Source organism: Rhodococcus sp. KB6 (assembly GCF_001445685.1).
Taxonomy (GTDB): domain Bacteria; phylum Actinomycetota; class Actinomycetes; order Mycobacteriales; family Mycobacteriaceae; genus Rhodococcus_F; species Rhodococcus_F qingshengii.
This window is the reverse complement of record NZ_LNAK01000043.1, coordinates 285,916-306,683: the sequence shown is the minus strand read 5'-3', so window position 1 is coordinate 306,683 and position 20,768 is coordinate 285,916. Positions and strand designations below refer to the sequence as shown.

The 20,768-nt window shown below is 62.3% G+C and carries 19 protein-coding genes; 8 read left to right on the top strand and 11 right to left on the bottom strand.

Features of this window, described 5'->3' with window-relative positions; translation table 11 throughout:
• Positions 1 to 106: 106 nt before the first annotated feature.
• The 3 genes from ASU23_RS08490 to ASU23_RS08475 all read right to left on the bottom strand — a co-directional run bounded on the left by ASU23_RS08490 (position 107) and on the right by ASU23_RS08475 (position 4,322).
• A complete protein-coding gene (locus ASU23_RS08490; RefSeq protein ID WP_003939877.1) occupies positions 107 to 1,048 on the bottom strand; it encodes an Ig-like domain-containing protein in 942 nt (313 codons plus the stop codon).
• A 722-nt stretch (positions 1,049 to 1,770) separates the two neighbouring features.
• Positions 1,771 to 3,366: an amidohydrolase gene (locus ASU23_RS08480; protein ID WP_058037713.1), complete on the bottom strand. Its 1,596-nt coding sequence runs from the start codon at positions 3,364 to 3,366 to the stop codon at positions 1,771 to 1,773.
• Complete coding sequence (locus ASU23_RS08475; RefSeq protein ID WP_058037712.1) at positions 3,363 to 4,322, bottom strand: DMT family transporter; 960 nt, start codon at positions 4,320 to 4,322, stop codon at positions 3,363 to 3,365. Before ASU23_RS08475 ends, ASU23_RS08480 begins: the two co-directional genes overlap by 4 nt.
• Before the next feature lie 51 nt (positions 4,323 to 4,373).
• On the opposite strand from ASU23_RS08475, the gene ASU23_RS08470 reads away from it, so the two are divergent.
• Entirely contained in the window at positions 4,374 to 4,931 is a 558-nt protein-coding gene (locus ASU23_RS08470; protein WP_021332048.1) for a TetR/AcrR family transcriptional regulator, read from the top strand.
• Between the two features lie 208 nt (positions 4,932 to 5,139).
• Positions 5,140 to 6,780, top strand: coding sequence for an ABC-F family ATP-binding cassette domain-containing protein (locus ASU23_RS08465; protein WP_058037711.1), 1,641 nt, complete (start codon positions 5,140 to 5,142; stop codon positions 6,778 to 6,780).
• 68 nt (positions 6,781 to 6,848) lie between these two features.
• On the opposite strand, the gene ASU23_RS08460 is transcribed toward ASU23_RS08465, so the two are convergent.
• The 6 genes from ASU23_RS08460 to ASU23_RS08435 form a co-directional block, all read right to left on the bottom strand.
• Positions 6,849 to 7,337, bottom strand: coding sequence for a nuclear transport factor 2 family protein (locus ASU23_RS08460; RefSeq protein ID WP_054781477.1), 489 nt, complete (start codon positions 7,335 to 7,337; stop codon positions 6,849 to 6,851).
• Positions 7,338 to 7,363: 26 nt separating this feature from the next.
• Entirely contained in the window at positions 7,364 to 8,677 is a 1,314-nt protein-coding gene (locus tag ASU23_RS08455; protein WP_007731424.1) for an MFS transporter, read from the bottom strand.
• Between the two features lie 76 nt (positions 8,678 to 8,753).
• Positions 8,754 to 10,211: an FAD-dependent oxidoreductase gene (locus tag ASU23_RS08450; RefSeq protein WP_058037710.1), complete on the bottom strand. Its 1,458-nt coding sequence runs from the start codon at positions 10,209 to 10,211 to the stop codon at positions 8,754 to 8,756.
• Positions 10,208 to 10,990 carry an SDR family NAD(P)-dependent oxidoreductase gene (locus tag ASU23_RS08445; protein WP_037128614.1) on the bottom strand — a complete coding sequence of 261 codons (783 nt, stop codon included), beginning with the start codon at positions 10,988 to 10,990 and terminating at the stop codon, positions 10,208 to 10,210. Before ASU23_RS08445 ends, ASU23_RS08450 begins: the two co-directional genes overlap by 4 nt.
• Positions 10,983 to 11,819 carry an SDR family NAD(P)-dependent oxidoreductase gene (locus ASU23_RS08440; protein ID WP_054781476.1) on the bottom strand — a complete coding sequence of 279 codons (837 nt, stop codon included), beginning with the start codon at positions 11,817 to 11,819 and terminating at the stop codon, positions 10,983 to 10,985. The genes ASU23_RS08445 and ASU23_RS08440 overlap by 8 nt, the downstream gene beginning before the upstream one ends.
• 49 nt (positions 11,820 to 11,868) lie before the next feature.
• A complete protein-coding gene (locus tag ASU23_RS08435; protein WP_054781475.1) occupies positions 11,869 to 12,318 on the bottom strand; it encodes a nuclear transport factor 2 family protein in 450 nt (149 codons plus the stop codon).
• A gap of 138 nt (positions 12,319 to 12,456) precedes the next feature.
• On the opposite strand from ASU23_RS08435, the gene ASU23_RS08430 reads away from it, so the two are divergent.
• From ASU23_RS08430 to ASU23_RS08405, 6 genes are all read left to right on the top strand, one after another.
• Positions 12,457 to 13,179 carry an IclR family transcriptional regulator gene (locus ASU23_RS08430; RefSeq protein WP_058037709.1) on the top strand — a complete coding sequence of 241 codons (723 nt, stop codon included), beginning with the start codon at positions 12,457 to 12,459 and terminating at the stop codon, positions 13,177 to 13,179.
• Positions 13,180 to 13,293: 114 nt separating this feature from the next.
• On the top strand, positions 13,294 to 14,259 hold the full coding sequence (locus ASU23_RS08425; RefSeq protein WP_007731415.1) for a pirin family protein: 966 nt from the start codon (positions 13,294 to 13,296) through the stop codon (positions 14,257 to 14,259).
• A 1-nt stretch (position 14,260) separates the two neighbouring features.
• A complete protein-coding gene (locus ASU23_RS08420; protein ID WP_003939960.1) occupies positions 14,261 to 15,007 on the top strand; it encodes a pirin family protein in 747 nt (248 codons plus the stop codon).
• A 115-nt stretch (positions 15,008 to 15,122) separates the two neighbouring features.
• Entirely contained in the window at positions 15,123 to 15,905 is a 783-nt protein-coding gene (locus tag ASU23_RS08415) for a pirin-like bicupin family protein (RefSeq protein WP_003940511.1), read from the top strand.
• A gap of 44 nt (positions 15,906 to 15,949) precedes the next feature.
• On the top strand, positions 15,950 to 16,876 hold the full coding sequence (locus ASU23_RS08410) for a PaaI family thioesterase (RefSeq protein WP_058037708.1): 927 nt from the start codon (positions 15,950 to 15,952) through the stop codon (positions 16,874 to 16,876).
• A gap of 66 nt (positions 16,877 to 16,942) precedes the next feature.
• Positions 16,943 to 17,926: an intradiol ring-cleavage dioxygenase gene (locus ASU23_RS08405; RefSeq protein WP_042926419.1), complete on the top strand. Its 984-nt coding sequence runs from the start codon at positions 16,943 to 16,945 to the stop codon at positions 17,924 to 17,926.
• A gap of 13 nt (positions 17,927 to 17,939) precedes the next feature.
• Here ASU23_RS08405 and ASU23_RS08400 read toward each other — a convergent pair whose 3' ends face one another.
• Together ASU23_RS08400 and ASU23_RS08395 are read right to left on the bottom strand one after the other, a co-directional pair.
• Complete coding sequence (locus ASU23_RS08400; RefSeq protein WP_058037707.1) at positions 17,940 to 20,300, bottom strand: excinuclease ABC subunit UvrA; 2,361 nt, start codon at positions 20,298 to 20,300, stop codon at positions 17,940 to 17,942.
• Positions 20,301 to 20,352: 52 nt separating this feature from the next.
• Positions 20,353 to 20,763 carry a VOC family protein gene (locus ASU23_RS08395; RefSeq protein ID WP_058037896.1) on the bottom strand — a complete coding sequence of 137 codons (411 nt, stop codon included), beginning with the start codon at positions 20,761 to 20,763 and terminating at the stop codon, positions 20,353 to 20,355.
• Positions 20,764 to 20,768: the final 5 nt, after the last annotated feature.

Here is a 20,768-nt window from a genome sequence, read left to right as displayed (position 1 = left end):
AAGCCGCCGAATTGAATTCGGTGGCCGGGAAGGCTGGCGATGCGCGGCGATGGTCGAGATCGCCCCGCGCATCGCGAGGTCTAAGTGGCCGGTTGGGCCGGAGTGGTTATCCGCCGAGGCTGCCGAACAGGTCGAGACTTCCGAGCGAACCGGTGCTGCTTCCGAGCGAACCGCTGCTGCTGCCACCTGGATCGGTGGTTTTCGCCGTGACCTTCACCGTCACCGCGGTAGAGGCCGGGCTGGTCCCACCCTCATTTGTCGCAGTGGCGGTGATCGGATGACTGCCGGGCGTGGTGATCGTCAGGTTGCAGCTGAAGTTCCCACTCGTATCCGCGGTGGCGGTGCAGGTGGCGCCGCCTCCGGTCACGGTGACGGTACTGTTCGGCTCTGCCTTGCCGGAGACCTTGACGGGTGTGCCCGCCTCTACTTCGGCCGAACCCAGAGTCAAACCGGTCGGCGCACTGGGAGCAACAACGACGGGCTCGCCCTCCACCAGGACGAGACCCCACCCGGGGTTGATCTCGTATCCCTGCAAAACTTCGCCGGCAGGGATGCCAATCATGAAACCAGCCATCACGTTGGCGTTCTGTGCGAGAGGCGTTTTCACCAGCTCGATCCGCGTCGACGAATTCGCATTCGGCCCGATCACGAACTGCTGGCCGACCTGGCCGTCGAGCTTGCCCCGCACTGTCGCAGTGCCGCCGCCCGAGACGGACCAGCTCTCACTGAAAAGAGTGAGCGTGGCAGGAAGGTCGCAGACATTACGAACGTTGAAGGCCAACTGCGTGCCCTCGTCACCGGGGATCGGGATGTAGTCGGTTCCACTGGGATCGAAGGCCGCCGGCTTCACCCAGGGTCCACCGTTCTGGGACATCTCCAGGCACTGGTCAGTGATGTCGTCGCCCGGGGCGGCCGCGGCGCTACCAGGTGCAAGCAGCGCACCCGAGGTCGCGAGGAGCAGTGCAGCCGGCAGAGCCGCCAACACAGCAGTGGCGCGCCGGGGGAGACGGGATTCTCGTCCGTCCCCGACCGGGAAAAATCGAGGCATGTGAAGACTCATTTCGTCTGTCCCGTTGCCGGGCATTGGGTGAAGAGATGGCGGAACGAGGTACATCCGCCATCGGTGCCAAACATGTTGCAGAAAGCTTGCGAGCCGAACCGTGACGCTGTGCATGCCCTCGCTCATACATAGCAACCGCTCCGCTTCGGATCAATTTTTATCACACGTATCAGCTTTTGTGGCGGTTTTACTGGTCAAACGTTCAGAAGGAATTTCGACATCCCTCAAGGGCTAATTCTGCACCCTGACCAGTACCGTTAGAAATAGTTAGCTGTGCATCGCAACTATTTACCAAAAAGTGTTCTGCGATCGAACGGGCGATTCATTCCGATCCAAACAAGAACAAGTTCTAGCTACTCTTGGTATGTCCGGGAATCCACGAACGAACTCGCCGAGAACAGCGACCCTCGAGCAAACAGAAGGATCGAGCCGTTTCGAGACCCCCGCATTTCGTCCACTAGCGCCACGGACACGGGCGCCATCGATCGCTGCGCCCCGCCGGATCGGCCGGCCAGGACAAACTCTCGCGCGCTCCGAAACCAGCACTCCACCAATAACTTTGTCCGACCATCGAATCGCGACTGCCCGTTCTGCATCCAAAGCTGTGGGCCGGGAAGCAAATTCGCTCCCCGGCCCACGTGCATCTACAGTTGCGAAGCCGGTAAGGAGTTGACTACCGGCACCCAATCCCAAGGTAAAACGACGAGCATCTACGCCCCGAAGACGGTCTCACCTCCGACAACCGTGCGCAGGACCGACAGTTCTTTCAAGTCTGTCGATTCGCTGCGCAGCGGATCTCCGTCGAGCACAACAAAATCCGCCAAAAGTCCCACCGCTATCCGACCTTTGTCCGATGACTCACCGGTGAGACGAGCGGCTGCGCTTGTGTAGCCGGCCAGCGCCTCGGACGCGGAAACCCGTTGCTCCGCACCCAGAACATGACCTTCTCGCGTCACACGATGTACGGCGGTGTTCATCGTGAAGAGCGGGTTCACTGGAGTGACAGGGCAGTCGCAATGCAGCGCGTAGGCAAGCCCCGCCGCCACGACCGACGCCACGGGGCTGATCCGCTCGCCGCGACCCGGTCCGAGAAAACGATCGCGGTGCCGGTCACCCCAGTAGTAGACGTGGTTCACGAAGATCGACGCCACCACCCCGAGTTCGACCATCCGCGCGATCTGATCTTCCCGCAACGTCTGAACGTGCTCGAGGCGATGCGAAACTTCGATGTCCGGGTGCGCCGTCCGTGCCGCTGCAATTGCGTCCAATGCAAAATCGATGGCCTGATCACCGTTGGTATGAATCGCAACCTGTCGGCCGGCGGCGTGATGTTCCTCGACGAGTGCCCCGAGCGCACCTGCCGGGATTGCCATTCCGCCGCAGTGGCATCCGCCCAGATCGTGGTACGGCGCGGTCAGCGCAGCGGTGTGCAACTGAATCGACCCGTCCGAAATGAGTTTGACGCCGCCCACACGAACTCGGTCTGTCGAATCGGCGAGTTCACCCAACTGATCGTGAACCCCGTGGCCGAGATAGAGGCGCGCACGCAGCCTCAAGTCACCATCGGCGTCGAGTTGCCGGTACGCCTCGTACATCTCGGCCGTGACGTACATGTCGTGGAAACTCGTCACGCCCACCGACGCCATGACTTCCTGCGCCCGCAGCATCGCGATCTTGGACGCGTCCGGGTTCATATCCGGAACAAGTCCGTGCACCAGAGACATTGCCGGAACCTCGCACAGTTCACCGGTGGGTACACCGTCGCTGTCTCGAACGATGACACCACCTTCCGGATCGACCGTGGTGGCATCGATTCCGGCCTTCTCCAGTGCGACCGAGTTGACATAGATTCCGTGAGCAGACAAGTGCCGCACCAGGATCGGATGATCGGTGGAAGCTTTGTCCAGATCAACCGCGGTCAGGCCTCGATCTTCCGCCACGAGGCTGTCGTCGAAGCCCCACGCTTCGATGGGCTCGCCAAGTGGTGTGATCGCGGCCCGCGCGGCCAACGCCGTGATCAACTTCTCGATGGTCGGGCACGTATTCGTCGTTGCGTCGACCCCACTGAGCATCAAACCCCACATCATCGGATGAAGGTGCGTCTCGATGAACCCCGGCACAACCACCGCTCCGGCGAGATCGACAACGGAGGTTTCGGAATCGGTCAGCGCCGAGATCTCGGCGTCAGTTCCGAGGGCGACAAATCTGCCGTCCTTGACTGCCACAGCGGTGGCGTTATCGCCGACCGCACCGTCCATGGCCCTGATGTCGCCGTTGATGTAGATGTGGTCAGCCGCCGTGGTCATACGCTTGTCTCCATTCGTTTTCCGACAACAGTCGTCGAGGATTTCTTCGCGGGTATCCGCGTCGCCACAACCACTCCGGCCAAAATCATTCCGGCACCCGCAAGTTGGACAAGAGTTGGGGTCTGTGCAAGCAGCACTGCGCCGAACAACAGTGCTGACGCCGATTGCAACACGAGGCTGGCGGCGACTGCACTTGCAGGCAGACGCTGACTGGCGCTGGCTACCAGCAGCCACCCGATCACCTGAGATACCAACGCGAGCAGCACAAGCCAGCCTTGAGCTACGAGCGAAGGGGTCAGATCCAAAGTTCCACTCACGAGGCCGTATGCACCTGCCGTGAGGGCAGTGGCTCCCGTCGAGACGAACATCGGCAACGCCGTTCTGCCCGCCGCCCGAGTAGCCAGACCCATGAGGAAGATGTAGACCGCGTACGCGCCTGCGGCGATCACGGCAAACGACACTCCGACAGCAGGATTCGACCCGGTGAGCGTTGTGCTCGTCCCGGCTACCAGAGCAACTCCGACAAAGAGCAACGGAAGGCTGGCGACCAGTTCCCGGCCGATCCGTTGGCGCAGGACAACGTAGCCGAGGATTGCGACGAACAGCACCTGCAAATTCAGGATCACAGTCGAAAGACCTGCCCCGATCGAATGAATCGACTCGTGCCAGAGCACCAGATCGATTCCGAGGAACGCGCCGGCAAGTAGAGACTTCACGATCCAGGGCGCCGAGATCGAAGGCCGGGGTGACCGACGACGCTGAACGAGCACGAGCATGCCGAGAGGGATGAGCGCATAGAGACACCGAAAGAATGCACCCGTCGACGGAGACACTCCTGAGAGTTCGTAGAGCACCGAGGTCAACCCGAGGATGCATGCACCGGTGACGACTACGCGCAGGTCACGACGGCGTAGTTGATCGCCGGACGGCTCGCGTGGCGATACTTCATCACTCATGGTGATAATGTATCACCGACGCGAAGCCTGTCATACAGGGAAGATGCGTGCATGAGAACTCCGGTTACCCGTGAACGCGTGATCGCTGCCGCAGCCGATCTGGTCGACAGCAAAGGCGCCGACGCTCTGGTACTGAGTCAACTCGCCGAGACCCTCGACGTCCGGCAGTCAGCGCTGTACAAACACGTCGACGGGGTCGACGACGTCCACCATCAACTCAGCCTCCTCGCACGCAGCCTTCTCGCCGAACAACTGCGTGCCGCCGCGGTCGGTCTCTCGCGCGACGACGCCGTCATGGCGCTCGCGGACGCATGGCGTGCGTTCGTCCGAGTACACCCCGGGCTCTACGCCATCACCGACCGCTACCCCACTGCTCCGCATCCCGATCTGGTCTCCGCCGTCGGCGAGGTGGTCGACGTCATCAACAAGGTGATCGCGGGATACGGTCTGAGCCCGGATGATTCGGAGCAGGCGGCGTGGTCTCTTCGCAGTGCGCTGCACGGCTTCTGCATCCTCGAATCGGTAGAGGGACAACCGGCCGGCACCGACCCGGATCGGGTGTATCGACGACTGGTCGAACTTCTCTGCGCCGGTATTGCTCGTATGTAGATACCGGCTCCTGTTATCGTCGGATGAAACAACACAGACCAAAAAGGATCAGACATGGTTGGTGAACTCGACATCTCCGGATAAAACCGGGCATGACGGCCACCGGCAGACGCCTCGGAGCGCTGCCGTCGTGGCCCTGTTGTCGTTCACTTACCCGACTCTTCGCGGAGCAGCGTTGCCGCGCCCGCACGACACCTGAGGTCTATTCATGTCCGATACCTACATCGTTTGCTCGAATCTGTCTTTTGCCTGGCCGGACGACACTCCGGTCTTCGACGAATTGTCATTCACCGTGCCCGGCGGCCGAACCGGGCTGGTGGCCCAGAACGGCGTCGGGAAAAGCACTCTGCTCAGATTGATCGCCGGCCAGTTGCGGCCGCGCGCCGGCAGTGTGTCCGTCGACGGCGTTCTCGGATACCTTCCGCAGGACCTGCCACTGACGGGCGATCTGACCATTGCCGAGGTCTTGGGCATCGCCCCGACGCTCGCTGCGTTGGACGCAGTCGAATCCGGGGACACACGAGAAGAACACTTCACGACAATCGGGTCCGACTGGGATATCGAGGAACGAACGCGAGCCCAACTCGGTCGACTCGGTTTGGCCGACATGACGTTCGATCGTCGCCTCGACACTCTGAGCGGCGGGCAGGTCGTCTCGCTCGGACTGGCGGCGCAACTCCTGCGACGCCCCGATGTCCTTCTCCTCGACGAACCCACCAACAACCTCGACCTGGACGCGCGCCGCAGGCTTTACGACGTTCTCGACGACTGGAGTGGTTGTCTGTTGGTGGTCAGTCACGATCGAGGACTACTCGACCGCATGGACCGCATCGCCGAACTTCACAGCGGCGAGATCAGCTTCTACGGTGGCAATTTCACCGACTACGAAGCCGCGGCACGCTCGGCTCGCGAAGTGGCGGAGAAGAACATCCGCAACGCCGAGCAAGAGGTCAAGCGCGAGAAGCGCGAACTGCAGCAGGCCCGAGAACGTGCTTCGCGACGCGCAAGTAACGCTGCCCGCAATCTCGGGAACGCGGGCTTGCCCAAGATCTTTGCGGGGACCATGAAGCGCAATGCTCAGGAGTCGGCAGGCAAGGCCAACGAGACACACCTCGCCCGGGTCGACGCGGCGAAGGACCGACTCGACAAAGCGGGCCGCGCTCTTCGAGACGACCAGACGATTTCACTCGAATTGCCTGGCACACATGTACCCGCCGGCCGGACGGTGTTCCTCGGTGAGCGAATGCAATTCGCGTTCGGCGATCATGCGATCTTCGCCGACTCCGGAATCGACCTGGCCATTCGAGGACCGGAGCGTATCGCGTTGACCGGGCCGAACGGCGTCGGAAAGTCGACGTTGCTACGCATCGTCAACGGGGATGTGGCGCCGACTTCCGGTGAGATCACGCGAGCCGACGGTCGAGTGGCATACCTGTCGCAGAGGCTCGACCTACTGGACCCCGCACGCACCGTCGCAGAGAACTTTGCCTTGTCTGCTCCAGGCCTACCGGCACCGGAACGCATGAACATCCTGGCGCGCTTCCTCTTTCGGGGTGCGGGTGCTCATCTTCCCGTCGCTGCACTCTCGGGCGGTGAACGACTGCGGGCTACATTGGCGTGCGTTCTCTTCGCCGATCCGGCCCCGCAGCTGCTTCTTCTCGACGAGCCGACCAACAACCTCGACTTGGTGAGCGTTGCTCAACTCGAAAGTGCCCTGAATGCATATCAGGGGGCGTTCGTGGTGGTCAGCCACGACGAGAGATTCCTGGCCGAGGTCAAGGTCGAACGCTGGCTCAGGCTCTCGGACGGCCGTTTGACCGAGGTCGCCGCACCGGGCGCATTGGGCTGACACGAGAAGTGAACAGGCGAAAGGCCTTCACACACGATGTGTGTGAAGGCCTTCGTCTGCACTACTGGTCAAGGCGTCCTGGTGTACACCGGATCGTCGAAGGATCGACGTTGCGTCACCCAGTCCGTGGACAGGATGTTCTCGATCACGTCTTCACGGGATTCGTCGAACACGACAATCCGATCGGCGATTCGCCATTCACCATGGCGCCTTTCGAACCTGTCGACGTAACGGCATTTGATCGTCGCAAGCGTCTGCACCGTATCCGTACCGGAACGCTCTTGCCGCAGAAAGCACAAACAGTACGACTCGCACTGAGCGACATCGCCGTTGACGTCGATCAGTATGTTGGAAATGCAGTGAATCGACGAGTCGATCGTCTTGTGTCTGAGCTTCATGTCTTCGATCAGCCCGTCGACGGTTCCGATGTAACCGCCGTGGTTGTCTATCGCGTCGTCGAAGTAGCAGAGGGCCACGCTGTCGAAATCCTTCCGATCGACGGCCCGAACGTAGCGATACAGAACTTCGGTGATTTCTTGCTTGTCAGCGAGGGACACGGTCAGGCTCCTGTTCTACCCGATGATCAATCAACCTGCAGTTCAACACCCTTGGTCTCCTTGATGAAGAAGACCGTGACGAGGGTGATCACCGCACAGAAGACGAAGTATCCAGCCGGAGCGAGAGAGTTACCGGTCAAGCTGATGAGATAGGTGGCGATGAAAGGCGCGGTGCCACCGAGGAACATGTTGGTGACGTTGTTACCCAATGCCAGACCGCTGTACCGCACAGATGCTTTCAGCATTTCGACATAGGTCACGTACGAAGCACCGTTGACAACGGAAACGCAGATGAAGAGCACTGACTGACCGACAACCGCCTGCCAGATGCCAGAACCGGCCATCATCATGAACATCGGGATTCCGAGAACCACTGCGGCGGCACTACCGGCGAACAGCACCGGCCGACGCCCGTACTTGTCTGCCATGTATCCCGAGATCGGCAACGTGATGACGCCGAGAACCAGTGCAAGAGAAGTGGAAAGGAAAGCAACGCGCGACGAATGACCGCCGGTGGTCTGCAGGTACGTCGCGGCATACACCGAGGCGATGTAGTAACCGCCGGTGATGAGTGCGCCCAGCAGGATGATCTTGACGACGCTGCCACCGGAGGTGCTGAGCAACTCACGGATGGGAAGCTTCTTGGTCTCACCCTTGTCCTGCAGTTCTTCGAACTGAGGAGTGTCTTCCATCTGGCTGCGGATCCAGATACCGATGCCACCGATCAGCAGGCTGAGCAGGAACGGGATACGCCAAGCCCATTCGAGGATCTGCTCTTGCGAGAACACCGACGTCAGGCCGAGGGCCATGAGCGAAGCTGCCAGCGAACCCAGGTAGGTGCCGGTATTGACCATCGAGGTCTGCGTCGCACGCCACCGTTTGGGAGCGGACTCGGAGACGAACGCGTTGGCGCCGCCGAGTTCACCGCCGGCCGCGAAGCCCTGCAGGCAACGAGCCAGAACCAGGATGGACGTCGCCCACACACCCAACGTGGCGTAAGTCGGCAGCAGGCCCATTCCGGCTGTCGCGAGAACCATCAGGAGGATGGTCCAGGACAGCGCGTTCTTGCGGCCGTACTTGTCGCCGATGTGGCCGAAGAAGATGCCGCCGGGCACGCGTAGGAAGAAGGCCACGGCGAATGCTGCAAAGGTACCGAGCAGTGCTGCGTTCGGGTCATGGGAAACGAAGAACAGCGCGGCGATCGTCGTGGCCATGTATCCGTAGATACCGAAGTCGTAGTACTCGACGACGGTACCGACGATGGCCGCGCGAATTACCTTCGTCGTCGACTGTCGTTCGGTTGCCACGCTGCTGCCCTCGGTGGATTCGGCTCTCGCCATGGTCTCATTCTCTGACATGTTGTTCCCTGCCTGGATTGGATACTGACTGGATTCGGTGCCGCGCAGACGTCGGACGTCAGGAGTGCGCGATGGAATGGACCGGTGCGCTCTCAGCGCTGGTCCTGGTGTAATTCGCCGCATTACGTCCCGCTACGCGGCCCATGGTCAAAGCGTTGGCAACCGCATTGCCGCCGCCCACGTATCTCAGTCCGAGGATTCCGGCGCCGGCCTCACCTGCGGCGTACAGACCCTCGATAGGTACTCCGGTGCTGCCGAGCACGGCCGCATCGGTGTTGATCTCCATTCCCGCATGCGTACAGACGAGCTCTGCCGGAAGGATTTTCGCGGCATAGAACGGAGCTGTCGCAATAGGATCCGGATTGCCGACGGCACCCTTGTTCCGCAACGTGCGATGGCGGAGGAAGTCGTCGTCGTGACCGCTGGGCAGTTGGTCGTTCCATCGACGCAGGGTTTGCGCCAACGTCGCAACCGGAACACCCGTAGCCACTGCGAGGTCTTCGATCGTGTCCGCACGAATCGTGCCACCGGCGGCAACTTCTTCCTCGATGCGTTCGGGATTCCAATCCGCATATCCTGGAGCCAGATTCACGCGAGCGTTCTCGTCGAAGATCATCCAACCGTATCCACCCTGATGGTCGATGATGCCGGTCGAGACCGCGTACGAGCTGTCCTCGTCCATGAAACGACGGCCGTCCTGGTTGACGTAGATCCGCGACTTCGGCGGAAAGCCGGCCTGCCAGTGGTGGAATCGCTGGAAGTAGACGGTGGGCAGCATCAGACCCCAGCCGTCGCCCGCCAGGGAAGCACCGAGGTCTTCGGCAAAACGAAGATGGTCTCCGCGGCTCCCCTCGGCTGCGACGACGAACAAGGCCTCTCCGGCCTTGTTCGCGTCCGGGAAGTGGCGTTCCACCAAACCCGGATCTTGCGCGAATCCACCGGAGGCAACAACGACGGCGCCCGCAGGCACCTCGATGTCGTCGGCGACAACGCCGACAACCCGACCGTCTTCCTCGATCAGCTTCTGCACCCGTGTTCCGAAGATGACCTCGATCCCGTGCTTACGACGAGCCTTGTCCAGCACCTCAATCAGTCCGTATCCCTGATCCTTGGGCACGTGGCCGCGCCAGACGTCCTCGACGCCGGCTTGGGCGAGTCCCGGCTGGTGAGCGTTACCTGAGATCGCCGAGGGAATCTCGACGCCGAGTCCGATGAGCCATTCCAGTGTCGGACCGGCGTTTTCGCAGAATGCACGAATCAATCCGGGTGAGAGCATCCACTGGTTGAGGTCCATGTAGTGCTGGAAGAACTTCTCTGCCGAGTCGTCGACTCCGAGGCCGGCCTGCACGCTCGTTCCGGCGGCCGTGAAGATGCCGGCCGACAGCGCGGTGGATCCACCGAGTTCGGTTTCGGATTCGAACAGCAGAACGGATGCGCCTTCTTCAGCTGCCGACACCGCAGCGGCGAGACCTGCTCCGCCGCCACCGATGACAACGACGTCCCAGTGTTCGGTCATGAAAGTTCTCCAGTCTCCGCGATGATGCGGTGGTAAAGACCGTTCGACACCAACCCGCCGTCGACAGTGAGTTCCGTACCGGTGGTGTAGGTGGAACTGTTCGAGAGCAGGAACAGCACTGCTTCGGTGATCTCGTCGAGAGTTCCCATGCGTCCGAAGGGAACCGACTTCAGTGACGCGGCGACGAAGTCGTTCGCGCCGCCGAGCAGCGCCGTACCGACCAGTCCCGGGTGCACCGAGTTGACGCGAATCCCCCACTGCGCGAAGTTGCCTGCGGCCGACTTCGACAGACCGGTCAGACCCCACTTGCTCGACGAGTAAGCCGGAGAGAAATATCCGATCTGACCGGCGATGGACGAGATGTTGACGATCGATCCGCCACCACTCTCGCGCATCAGCGGCGCCACCGCCTTCATACCGTAGAACGGGCCGAAGAGGTTGATCTTCATGGTCAGCTCCCAGATGTCGTTCGGGGTGTCCATGAATTCGAGCCGACGCGAGATACCGGCATTGTTGACCAGTCCGCCGAGTTCCCCACGGGTGGTGCGAATTTCGTCGACAACCCGGTCCCAGGCATCGGCATCGGTGACGTCGAGAAGATGAGCGGATGCCGATCCGCCTGCGGCGACGATGTCGTCGACCACGCCGGATGAATCCGAAACATCGGCAATGCAGACATGCGAACCGCGCGCGGCGAGAGTGCGCGCGTGATGCGCCCCCATCCCGGCAGCACCGCCGGTAACGAGAACGACGCCGGGATATGTCGTGGACTCAGACATGCCGCGAACCACCGTCCACCGCAATGCTGTGCCCGGTGACGTAACGCGCGCTGTCCGAGAGCAGGAACAGCAGCGGGCCGAAGACCTCTTCGGGCGAGCCCAGACGATGCAGCGGTACCGAGTCGAGTGCGTTCGCGAGCGCGATCGGATCTTCCTGAACCCACTTCGTCATCGCCGTGTCGATGTAGCCGGGCGCAATGGAGTTGACCCGAATCCCCTTGTCGCCGAACTCCACTGCGAGAGACTCCGTGAGGTGCGCAACGGCAGCTTTCGACGTGCAGTATGCGCCCCTCCCCTTCCGCACACGCAGCGCAGACACCGAAGACATGTTGACGATGGCGCCGCCGGGACCGAGGTGACGTGCCGCCGCCTGAGCACCGTAGAGCACTCCTTCGACATTGACACTCAGCGTTGCGCCGATCTGCTCCGGGGTGATCTCCTCGGCCAGCGCAAACGGGAAGATACCCGCATTGTTGATCCAGAAATCGACCCGGCCGAACTCCCTCAACGCCAACTGCGCAAGCAATTCATGCTCGTCGGGCTTGGTGACGTCGACCCGAGCTCCGACGACGCGACCCGGCTTGTCCGCCAGTGCATTCGATTCGAGGTCCGTGTTGATTCGTGCGGCCGTGGCGAGCATCTGCTCTTCGTTGATGTCGGCGCCGACGACATGTACGCCGCGCGTTGCCAGTCCTTCGGCGAACGTCGCACCCATACCCTGAGCCGCGCCGGTCACCACTGCGACCTTGCCTGCCAACTCCGGGTACACCGCCGACATCTGCGTCACAACGGTACGGCCCGGGTTCGTCTGGTCAGAGCTTTCGGTCATGATGCACTTCTCCTACTGAATATTGTTGTGCAAGAAACATTTCGGTACTTCAAGCTTGTTCGGACGCTCGGGGCGCGTCGTCGCGGGAGACGGTGCGGCGGGCGATCTTCCACCCCTCACCGACCCGAACCACGTGATCTGTGACAGTTGTCATCCGCACCAGTCGCGAGTCTCCGCCGCGAGCGGTGGCAACGATCTGCAGGTACCCGTGCACTGTGAGAGCACTCTCGTCCACCGCCTCGACGACGAGATTGGTCAGAACGTGGCGATGCACCTCGTCGGCAGCTTCCGCCGCAGCGAAGAAGCGAGCAGCAAAAGCCGCAAGGTCGTCGAAACCGACCACGGGTTCCGGATAACTGGGGGAATGAAACTCACCGCCATCGGTGAATGTCTGCGCCCAATCCTGCTGGCGCCCAGAGTCTATGCAATGACTCTGGTGGCCGTACAGCTGGTGAATTGCGGCAACATCCTCCGTTGCCACGACGCTGTAGTTGCTCATGAAGGTTCTCTCCGAACACGCTGTGCTGCATCCACCCGAAGGTTGTGCAGCTCCGTAAAGTGTGCGATAATCGCACACACTGTGCGATATGTTCAAAGCGTAGGTGGCATACCTCACAAACGTCAAGAAAGGGATTTGATGTCAGAGCTGAGCGAGGAACACCGACCGCGCAAAAGCGCAGTTCAAGTGGACTCGAGCATGTCGAAAACGCTGCACCACGGACTCGAGATCTTGGAACTCCTGACGTCCTATCCGCACGGTTTGTCAGTCACGGACATTGCCGACGGAGTGGGAGTCCACCGGACTGTCGCACATCGGTTGATCCGCACGCTCGAGGCTCATCACCTGTGCCGCAAGGACTCCTTCAAGCGCGTCACTCTCGGCGCCGGCCTGGTCACCCTCGCCGAACCGGTGGAACAGGATTTGCGCACTCTCGCTCGCCCGATACTTCAAGAACTTGCCGAGGCCACCGAGGCGACAGCGCACCTGGTGGTCCGCGAGAGCGATACCGAAGTGCGCGCGCTGATGGTGGTCGAACCGCGCAGCGCCAAGGTTCACGTCGCGTTTCATCCAGGGCAGGTCGATCCGATCGACCGCGGCTCCGCCGGGCTTTCCATCCTTGCCTCACTCCCGCCGACGAACGGGGAACGAGAGGAAGTGACGGCGGCACGCGCACGCGGCTACGCAGTGACCGTCGGCGAGGTCATCCCGTCCGTCCTGGGAATCTCAGCGGTGATCCCCGGCCGACGCCGCGACGCCATCTCCAGCCTCGGAATTTCCGTCTTCGACTCCGAGGACCAAGCAGCGCTGGGCGCCGAGGTCATGGCAGCGGCAAAAACCCTCGGCAGCATGTTGCGCTGATCCGAACACCAGTCGAGCCCCGGGAATACCCGGGGCTCGACTTTGTTGACTCCGAATGAGATAGTTGAACAATCAACTACCTGACATCAGCTTCACGGATACAAGGAGTACGACATGCCTGCTGTGACAGTCGAGAACATCTTGGCCCTGCCCCGTCTCGACGAGCCGGCAGAGTCAGCAGTCGACCGCCCCGTCAAGAGCATCACCACCGCACCGGTCGGATACGAAGGTGAAGGCTTTCCCGTTCACCGCGCCTTCGCCGGCATCGACCTCTCCGCCCTCGATCCCTTCATCCACATGGACCAGATGGGCGAGGTCAACTACGCACCCGGAGAACCCAAGGGCACACCGTGGCACCCGCACCGCGGCTTCGAAACCGTGACCTACATGATCGACGGCATCATGGAGCACCAGGACTCCAACGGTGGCGGTGGCATTATCGGCGGCGGCGACACCCAGTGGATGACCGCGGGTGGCGGCATCCTCCACATCGAAACTCCGCCGGAGCACCTCGTCCTCAGCGGCGGCCTTTTCCACGGCGTCCAACTGTGGGTCAACCTGCCTCGCGACAACAAGATGGCATCTCCGCGGTACCAGGACATCACCGGTAACAAGGTGGCCCTGCTTTCCTCGCCGGACGGCGGAGCCTTGGTACGCGTCATCGCCGGAGACATCGCCGGCCACGCCGGACCTGGTTCGACGTACACACCGATCGCGCTCTCCCACACGACTGTGGCCCCGGGTGCGAGCCTGACGCTTCCGTGGAACCCCGAGTTCAACGCGATCGTCTACGTGCTCGCCGGCGAAGGCACGGTCGGGGCAGAGCGTCGGCCCATTCGTGTCGGACAGACAGCTGTCTTCGGACGCGGTGACTCCATCACCGTCGCCGCCTCCGATCGCCAGGATTCACGGACCGAATCTCTCGAGGTATTCATCCTCGGCGGCAAACCGATTCGTGAGCCCATCGCGATGGCCGGGCCGTTCGTCATGAACACCAAGTCCGAGGTCATGCAGGCCTTCGAGGACTTCCAGGCCGGACGCCTGGGATCCATCCCGGCGGCACACGAGACGCTGAGCTGACATGTCGTCGGTAGTCGTCCAGCGAGCTGACGAACGCGCGCATCTCAACTACGGCTGGCTCACGGCGCGTCACAGTTTCCCCTTCGCCGGAAACTTCGATCACGCCGCGTACGCGCATGGACTTCTGTTGGTGAACAACGACGACATCATCGAAGCCGACTACGGTTTCGACACTCATCAGCACCGCGACACCGAGATCGTGACGTGGGTGCTCAGCGGATCTCTGGTTCACCAGGATTCCGCTGGGCACTCCGGGGTCATCCATCGCGGACTCGCGCAGAGAATGAGCGCCGGTACCGGAATCCTGCACTCCGAGCGCAACGATCGCTTCCGGGCCGACGGCTCGCGTGTCACCGAGCCCGTTCACCTCGTCCAGATGTGGATACCCCCGGACGAATCCGGAGTGACTCCGAGCTATCAGGAACTCGACATCAACTCCGAACTCGACGGCGGTGGCCTGATCACCCTGGCGTCGGGGATGCCCGCGCATCGCGATCACAGCGCGATCAGCTTGCACAACAAACATGCGGCACTGCATGTTGCTCGCCTCGAGACCGGTGGGTCGGTATCTCTCCCGGATGCGCCGTACGTGCACGGCTTCATCGCCGGTGGCACTGTCGACGTCGAGGGAGTCGGATTGCTCGGTCCGGGAGATTCGTTGCGACTCAAGGATACTGGCGGTCAACGAGTCGAGGGAATCGGCGATGCGGAGATACTCGTGTGGGAGATGCACGCGTCGACGAACTGACGACACCACCGAGTACGCCCAATGTTCGGACTACACAGCAGGTTCGTCGTAGGGTGGATGCCGGTAGTGGCGGATCCCGATTGTGGTGGATCCCGGTGGTACAGAAGGAGGAGCCATGGCATCTGGTCGAGCACAGGCCCCACGGACGACACCGCACATCGATGTGCACCGCTCCGGCGATCGCTTGAAATCCCGCGTCTCCTGGCTGGATTCGAAACATTCGTTCTCGTTCGGACAGCACTACGATCCGGACAACACTCATCACGGATTGCTGCTCGTCAACAACGACGACACCGTACTGGCGGGAACCGGTTTCGACACCCATCCGCACAAGGACATGGAAATCGTGACCTGGGTGCTTCGCGGTTCGCTCGTGCACCAGGATTCCATCGGCCACACCGGCGTCATCTATCCGGGACTCGCCCAGCGCATGAGCGCCGGTACCGGAATCATGCACAGTGAGAAGAACGATTCGTGGCGTATCGGCGGCGAACAGCATTCCGACCCCGTGCATTTCATCCAGATGTGGGTGGTACCGGACGAAGGTGGACTGACCCCCGGTTACGAACAGCTCGAGATCGACGACGAGTTGCTGCGCGGCGGTCTGATCCCGGTTGCCTCCGGGATGGAGCGCTACAAGGATCATTCGGCGATTCGCATCAACAACAAGAACGCCGCCATGCATGTCGCACGCATTCTGCCGGGCACCTCCGTGAATCTTCCGGGCGCACGGTTCCTGCACGTCTTCGTCGCGCAGGGCACTGCCGAGATGGAGGGCGTCGGCACACTGTACGAGGGCGATGCTGTCCGGTTGAGCGATTCGGGTGGCCAGCAGCTGACCTCCGACGCCGGGGCCGAAGTCCTCGTCTGGGAGATGCATTCACGTATCGGTGGTTGAGACCCGGTCTCGGCAGGACTCGGCGCGCTGGAGATACTCGACGGATGAGCATCGACAACTCCGCCGCGCCCGTCAAGAAGCTTGACCCACTCAACACATTGATGGGTGTGCGCGCCGTTTCGGTCGAGCCCGGGGACCTGGCCTTCGCGCAGGCCGTCGGCGAGCGATTCCACGATCACCGTGGCAAGACCGTGCTCGGTTCCATCGGAGTCATGATCGACGGTGCCATGGGTGGCGCGGTGTACTCGGGACTGACCTCGGGCCATCAGTCCGTGCTCGCGCAGGTCACGGTCAGTGCGGGCGCCGACATCCCCGACATCGCGGACGTCGGTGCCACCGGAACACTCGTGCATCTCGACGACGGCGTCGGACTCGCATCCGGGCAACTTCGCGACGAGAACGGCACCCTTCTGGCAGTGATGGCTGGTCGCGCCATGGTGGTCTCGCGTCCCCCCGTCGTGGGAATCGACGACTACGTAGAGGGCGAGCCGCTGCCCGTCCCGACGCCGGAGAAGACAAGCAACCTGAGCGGGTTGTCCGGGTCCGACGTCGTCGAAGGAATCCGCGACGGCAAACTCGAACGCGGTCCACTCGCCGGACTCCTCGATCTTGCTGTCGTCGACGTGACCCCGGGTTCCGTCGTCGGTGAGTTCGCACCCGTGGCCTGGATGGCCAACCCGTTGGGCGCCGTTCAGGGCGGTGTCCTCATCTCGGCAGTCGACGCCATCACTGGACTGTCTGCCCAGACCCTGACCAGCGTCGACCAGGACTATCGCGTCCTCGACCACAAGATCGACTTCCTGCGCTCACCCGACATCGGCGGGCCGGTCTTACGCGCCGAGGCCTCCGTGATTCGTGCCGGGCGCAGGCTCGCGCTGATCGAAACGCGCATCGTCGACGCCGGCGGACAGGTCTACGTACGGGCCACCTCGAGCATCCAGATGCTCTCCCAGCAAGTTCACAGCGGATAACCAGTTCCGCACCAGGTCGCCCGTCCACCATTGAGACAACAGCCCACACAATGGAGGTACAGCGGCGTGAACAAAGACATCGAAGCGAGCAGGCTGCGCGTGAGCCGTCGGCGGGCTCTCGCCCTCGGCGGAACCATCAGTCTCGGCGGGCTCATCGCAGCGTGCTCCGGCAACAGTGGCACCGCCACGACGACTTCGGCTGCGGCTGCGTCGACGACAACGACTTCCGGCACTTCCGCCGCGGCCACGTCCGGCGACGCTGTCACCGCACTTCTGGCCAAAGCACCGCAGTGTGTCATGAGCAAGGAAGAGACACAGGGCCCCTACTGGTTCGACGTCGACTCCATTCGCGGCGACATCCGCGAAGACCGTCCGGGCACCACACTGCAGGTGGCAATGCGCGTGCAGGACAACAGCCAGTGCAACGTCGACGGCAGCATCGGCGCGGTCAGTAACGCCGTCGTCGAGATCTGGCACTGCGACGCCGGCGGCGTGTACTCCGGCTTCGAATCCGGTTCGCTGAGCGCCAACGGCGGCGGCGGTGGCGGAACTCCCCCGGCCGGCGGGATGGGTGAACCTCCGTCAGGTGCACCCGGAGGCGGAATGGGCGAACCACCGTCAGGCGCCCCCGGCGGAATGGGCGGCGGCATGGGAGGGTCCGGTGAGACCTCCGACGGTTCGTACAGCGTCGGCGACACCGAAGCCACCACCACCGACGACGGCACCTACCTGCGCGGCGCCCAGACCACCGATGCAAACGGCATCGCGCAGTTCACCACGATCTTTCCCGGCTGGTACATGGGCCGCACCACCCACATCCACGTCAAGGTTCACATCGACAAGAAGACGGTCCTCACGTCGCAGACCTTCTTCGACGAGACCCTTCTCGACGAGGTGTACTCGCAGTCCCCGTACAGCGAGCACACCGGTCGTGAGAACAACACGAACAACGCCAGTGACGGCATCTACGACGACACCGGCCTCATGACCGTCGAAAAGCAGTCGGACGGGTCCTACCTCGCCGTCATCAACCTGGGTATCGACGCCTGAGGTAGGAGCCCGGTCAGCTGCCGACGTATGCCGCGAGGTGCTTTCCGGTGAGTGTGGAGCCGTCGGCGACGAGCTCCTCGGGAGTGCCCTCGAAGACGATCCGACCGCCGTCGTGACCGGCACCAGGTCCGAGGTCGATGATCCAGTCTGCGTGTGCCATCACCGCTTGGTGGTGCTCGATCACGATGACTGACTTACCGGAATCGACCAGTCGATCGAGCAGGCCGAGCAACTGCTCGACGTCGGCCAGGTGCAGTCCGGTGGTCGGCTCGTCGAGGACGTACACGCCGCCCTTCTCGCCCAGGTGAGTTGCCAGCTTGATTCGCTGGCGCTCACCGCCCGACAGCGTCGTCAACGGCTGGCCGATCGTGAGGTATCCGAGCCCCACGTCGACCAGTCGGACGAGGATCTTGTGCGCAGCGAGGGTCTTGGCCTCACCGTCGCCGAAGAACTCCTCGGCCTCGGCCACCGACATCGTGAGAACCTCGTTGATGTCCTTGCCACCGAATTTGTATTCGAGTACCTCGGCTTGGAAGCGCTTGCCCTCGCACTCCTCGCAGAGAGTGGCAACGCCGGCCATCATCGCCAGGTCGCTGTAGATGACGCCGTTGCCGTTGCACGTCGGGCAGGCGCCCTCGGAGTTGGCACTGAACAGCGCCGGCTTCACGCCGTTGGCCTTCGCGAATGCCTTGCGGATCGGGTCGAGCAGCCCCGTGTAAGTCGCCGGGTTGCTCCGACGCGAGCCGCGGATCGCACTCTGATCGACCGACACCACGTCTTCGCGTTTCGCGAGTGAGCCGTGGATCAGCGAACTCTTGCCCGACCCTGCCACACCGGTCACCACGACCAGTACGCCGAGCGGTACGTCGACGTCTACATCTTGGAGGTTGTGTGAGTTCGCTCCACGAATCTCGATTGCTCCGGTGGACTCCCGCACGGTCTCTTTGATTGCGGCCCGGTCGTCGAAGTGACGGCCGGTTACGGTGTCGCTGGCACGAAGGCCCTCGACGGTGCCCTCGAAGCAGACGTTTCCGCCGGCGCTACCCGCACCCGGACCGAGGTCGACGATGTGGTCGGCGATCACGATCGTCTCCGGCTTGTGCTCGACCACGAGCACGGTGTTGCCTTTGTCGCGCAGGCGCAGCAGTAGGTCGTTCATCCTCGCGATGTCGTGGGGATGCAGGCCGGTGGTGGGCTCGTCGAATACATACGTGATGTCGGTGAGCGAGGAACCCAGGTGACGAATCATCTTGGTGCGCTGAGCTTCACCGCCGGAGAGGGTTCCCGACGGCCGATCGAGACTGAGGTAGCCGAGTCCGATCTCCACGAACGAGTCGAGCGTTTCACCGAGCGTCGTGAGCAACGGCGCGACCGAAGGCTCCTTCAGTCCGCTGACCCATTCCGCGAGATCGCTGATCTGCATCGAGCAGGCGTCGGCGATGTTGACGCCCTTGATCTTCGACGACCGCGCCCCCTCGCTCAGTCGCGTCCCGTCGCATTCGGGGCAGGTGGTGAACGTGATCGCCCGCTCGACGAAAGCCCGGATGTGGGGCTGCATCGCGTCGACGTCCTTGGCCAGGAACGACTTCTGAATCTGCGGAATCAGACCCGTGTACGTCAGGTTGATGCCTTCGACCTTGATCTTGGTCGGCTCTTTGTAGAGCAGATCGTTCAGTTCCTTCTTGGTGTACTTCTTGATCGGCTTGTCGGGATCGAAGAAACCGCAGCCGCGGTAGATCCGGCCGTACCAACCCTCCATGCTGTAGCCGGGGACCGTGATCGCACTCTCGTTGAGCGACTTGGTGTCGTCGTACAACGCGGTCAGATCGAAATCGTTGACCGCCCCTCGTCCCTCACACCGCGGACACATGCCGCCGGTGATCTTGAAGCTGCGACGCTCTTTCGTCTGACGTCCGCCGCGTTCCATCGTGACCGCGCCTGCTCCGGAGATCGAGGCCACGTTGAACGAAAACGCCTGAGGCGAACCGATGTGAGGCTTTCCGAGACGGCTGAACAGGATGCGGAGCATCGCGTTGGCGTCGGTGGCGGTTCCGACGGTCGAGCGCGGGTCGACTCCCATCCGCTGCTGATCGACGATGATCGCGGTGGTCAGGCCGTCGAGAACATCGACGTCCGGCCGCGCGAGCGTCGGCATGAATCCTTGAACGAAAGCGCTGTAGGTCTCGTTGATCATCCGCTGCGATTCCGCGGCGATCGTACTGAACACCAGCGAACTCTTCCCCGAACCGGAGACGCCGGTGAATACCGTCAGCCTCCGCTTCGGGATCTCGACACTGATGTCTTCGAGGTTGTTCACCCGCGCGCCTTGCACGCGGATCAAATCGTGGCTGTCTGCGGTGTGCAAGGCAGTCATCGTGTCTCCATCTGTCAGTCGATCGCCGACGGTCTCAGCGCAGTTGACGGGCTCAGCGCAGTTCTTGAATACGGATCAGGTTTCCCGCTGGGTCCCGGACGGCGCAATCGCGAACGCCGTACGGCTGCTCGGTCGGTTCCTGGACGACGTCGATGTCGCCGGCCTGAAGCCGCTCGAACGTGTCGTCCAGATCTTTGGTGGCCAGGAGAAGTCCGCCGTAGGTGCCCTTGGCCATCATCTCGATGATGGTGCGGCGCTCCTCGTCGGTGATTCCGGGATCGACGGCCGGCGGATGCAGCACGATGGAGGTGCCGGGCTGGCCGGGCGGCCCCACCGTGATCCAACGCATCCCGTCGCTGCCGACGTCGTTGCGAACCTCGAAGCCGAGCGTGTCGCGATAGAAGTTCAGGGCGGCTTCAGGGTCGTCCTGCGGAAGGAAACTCGAGTGAATGGTGATGTCCATGGCGA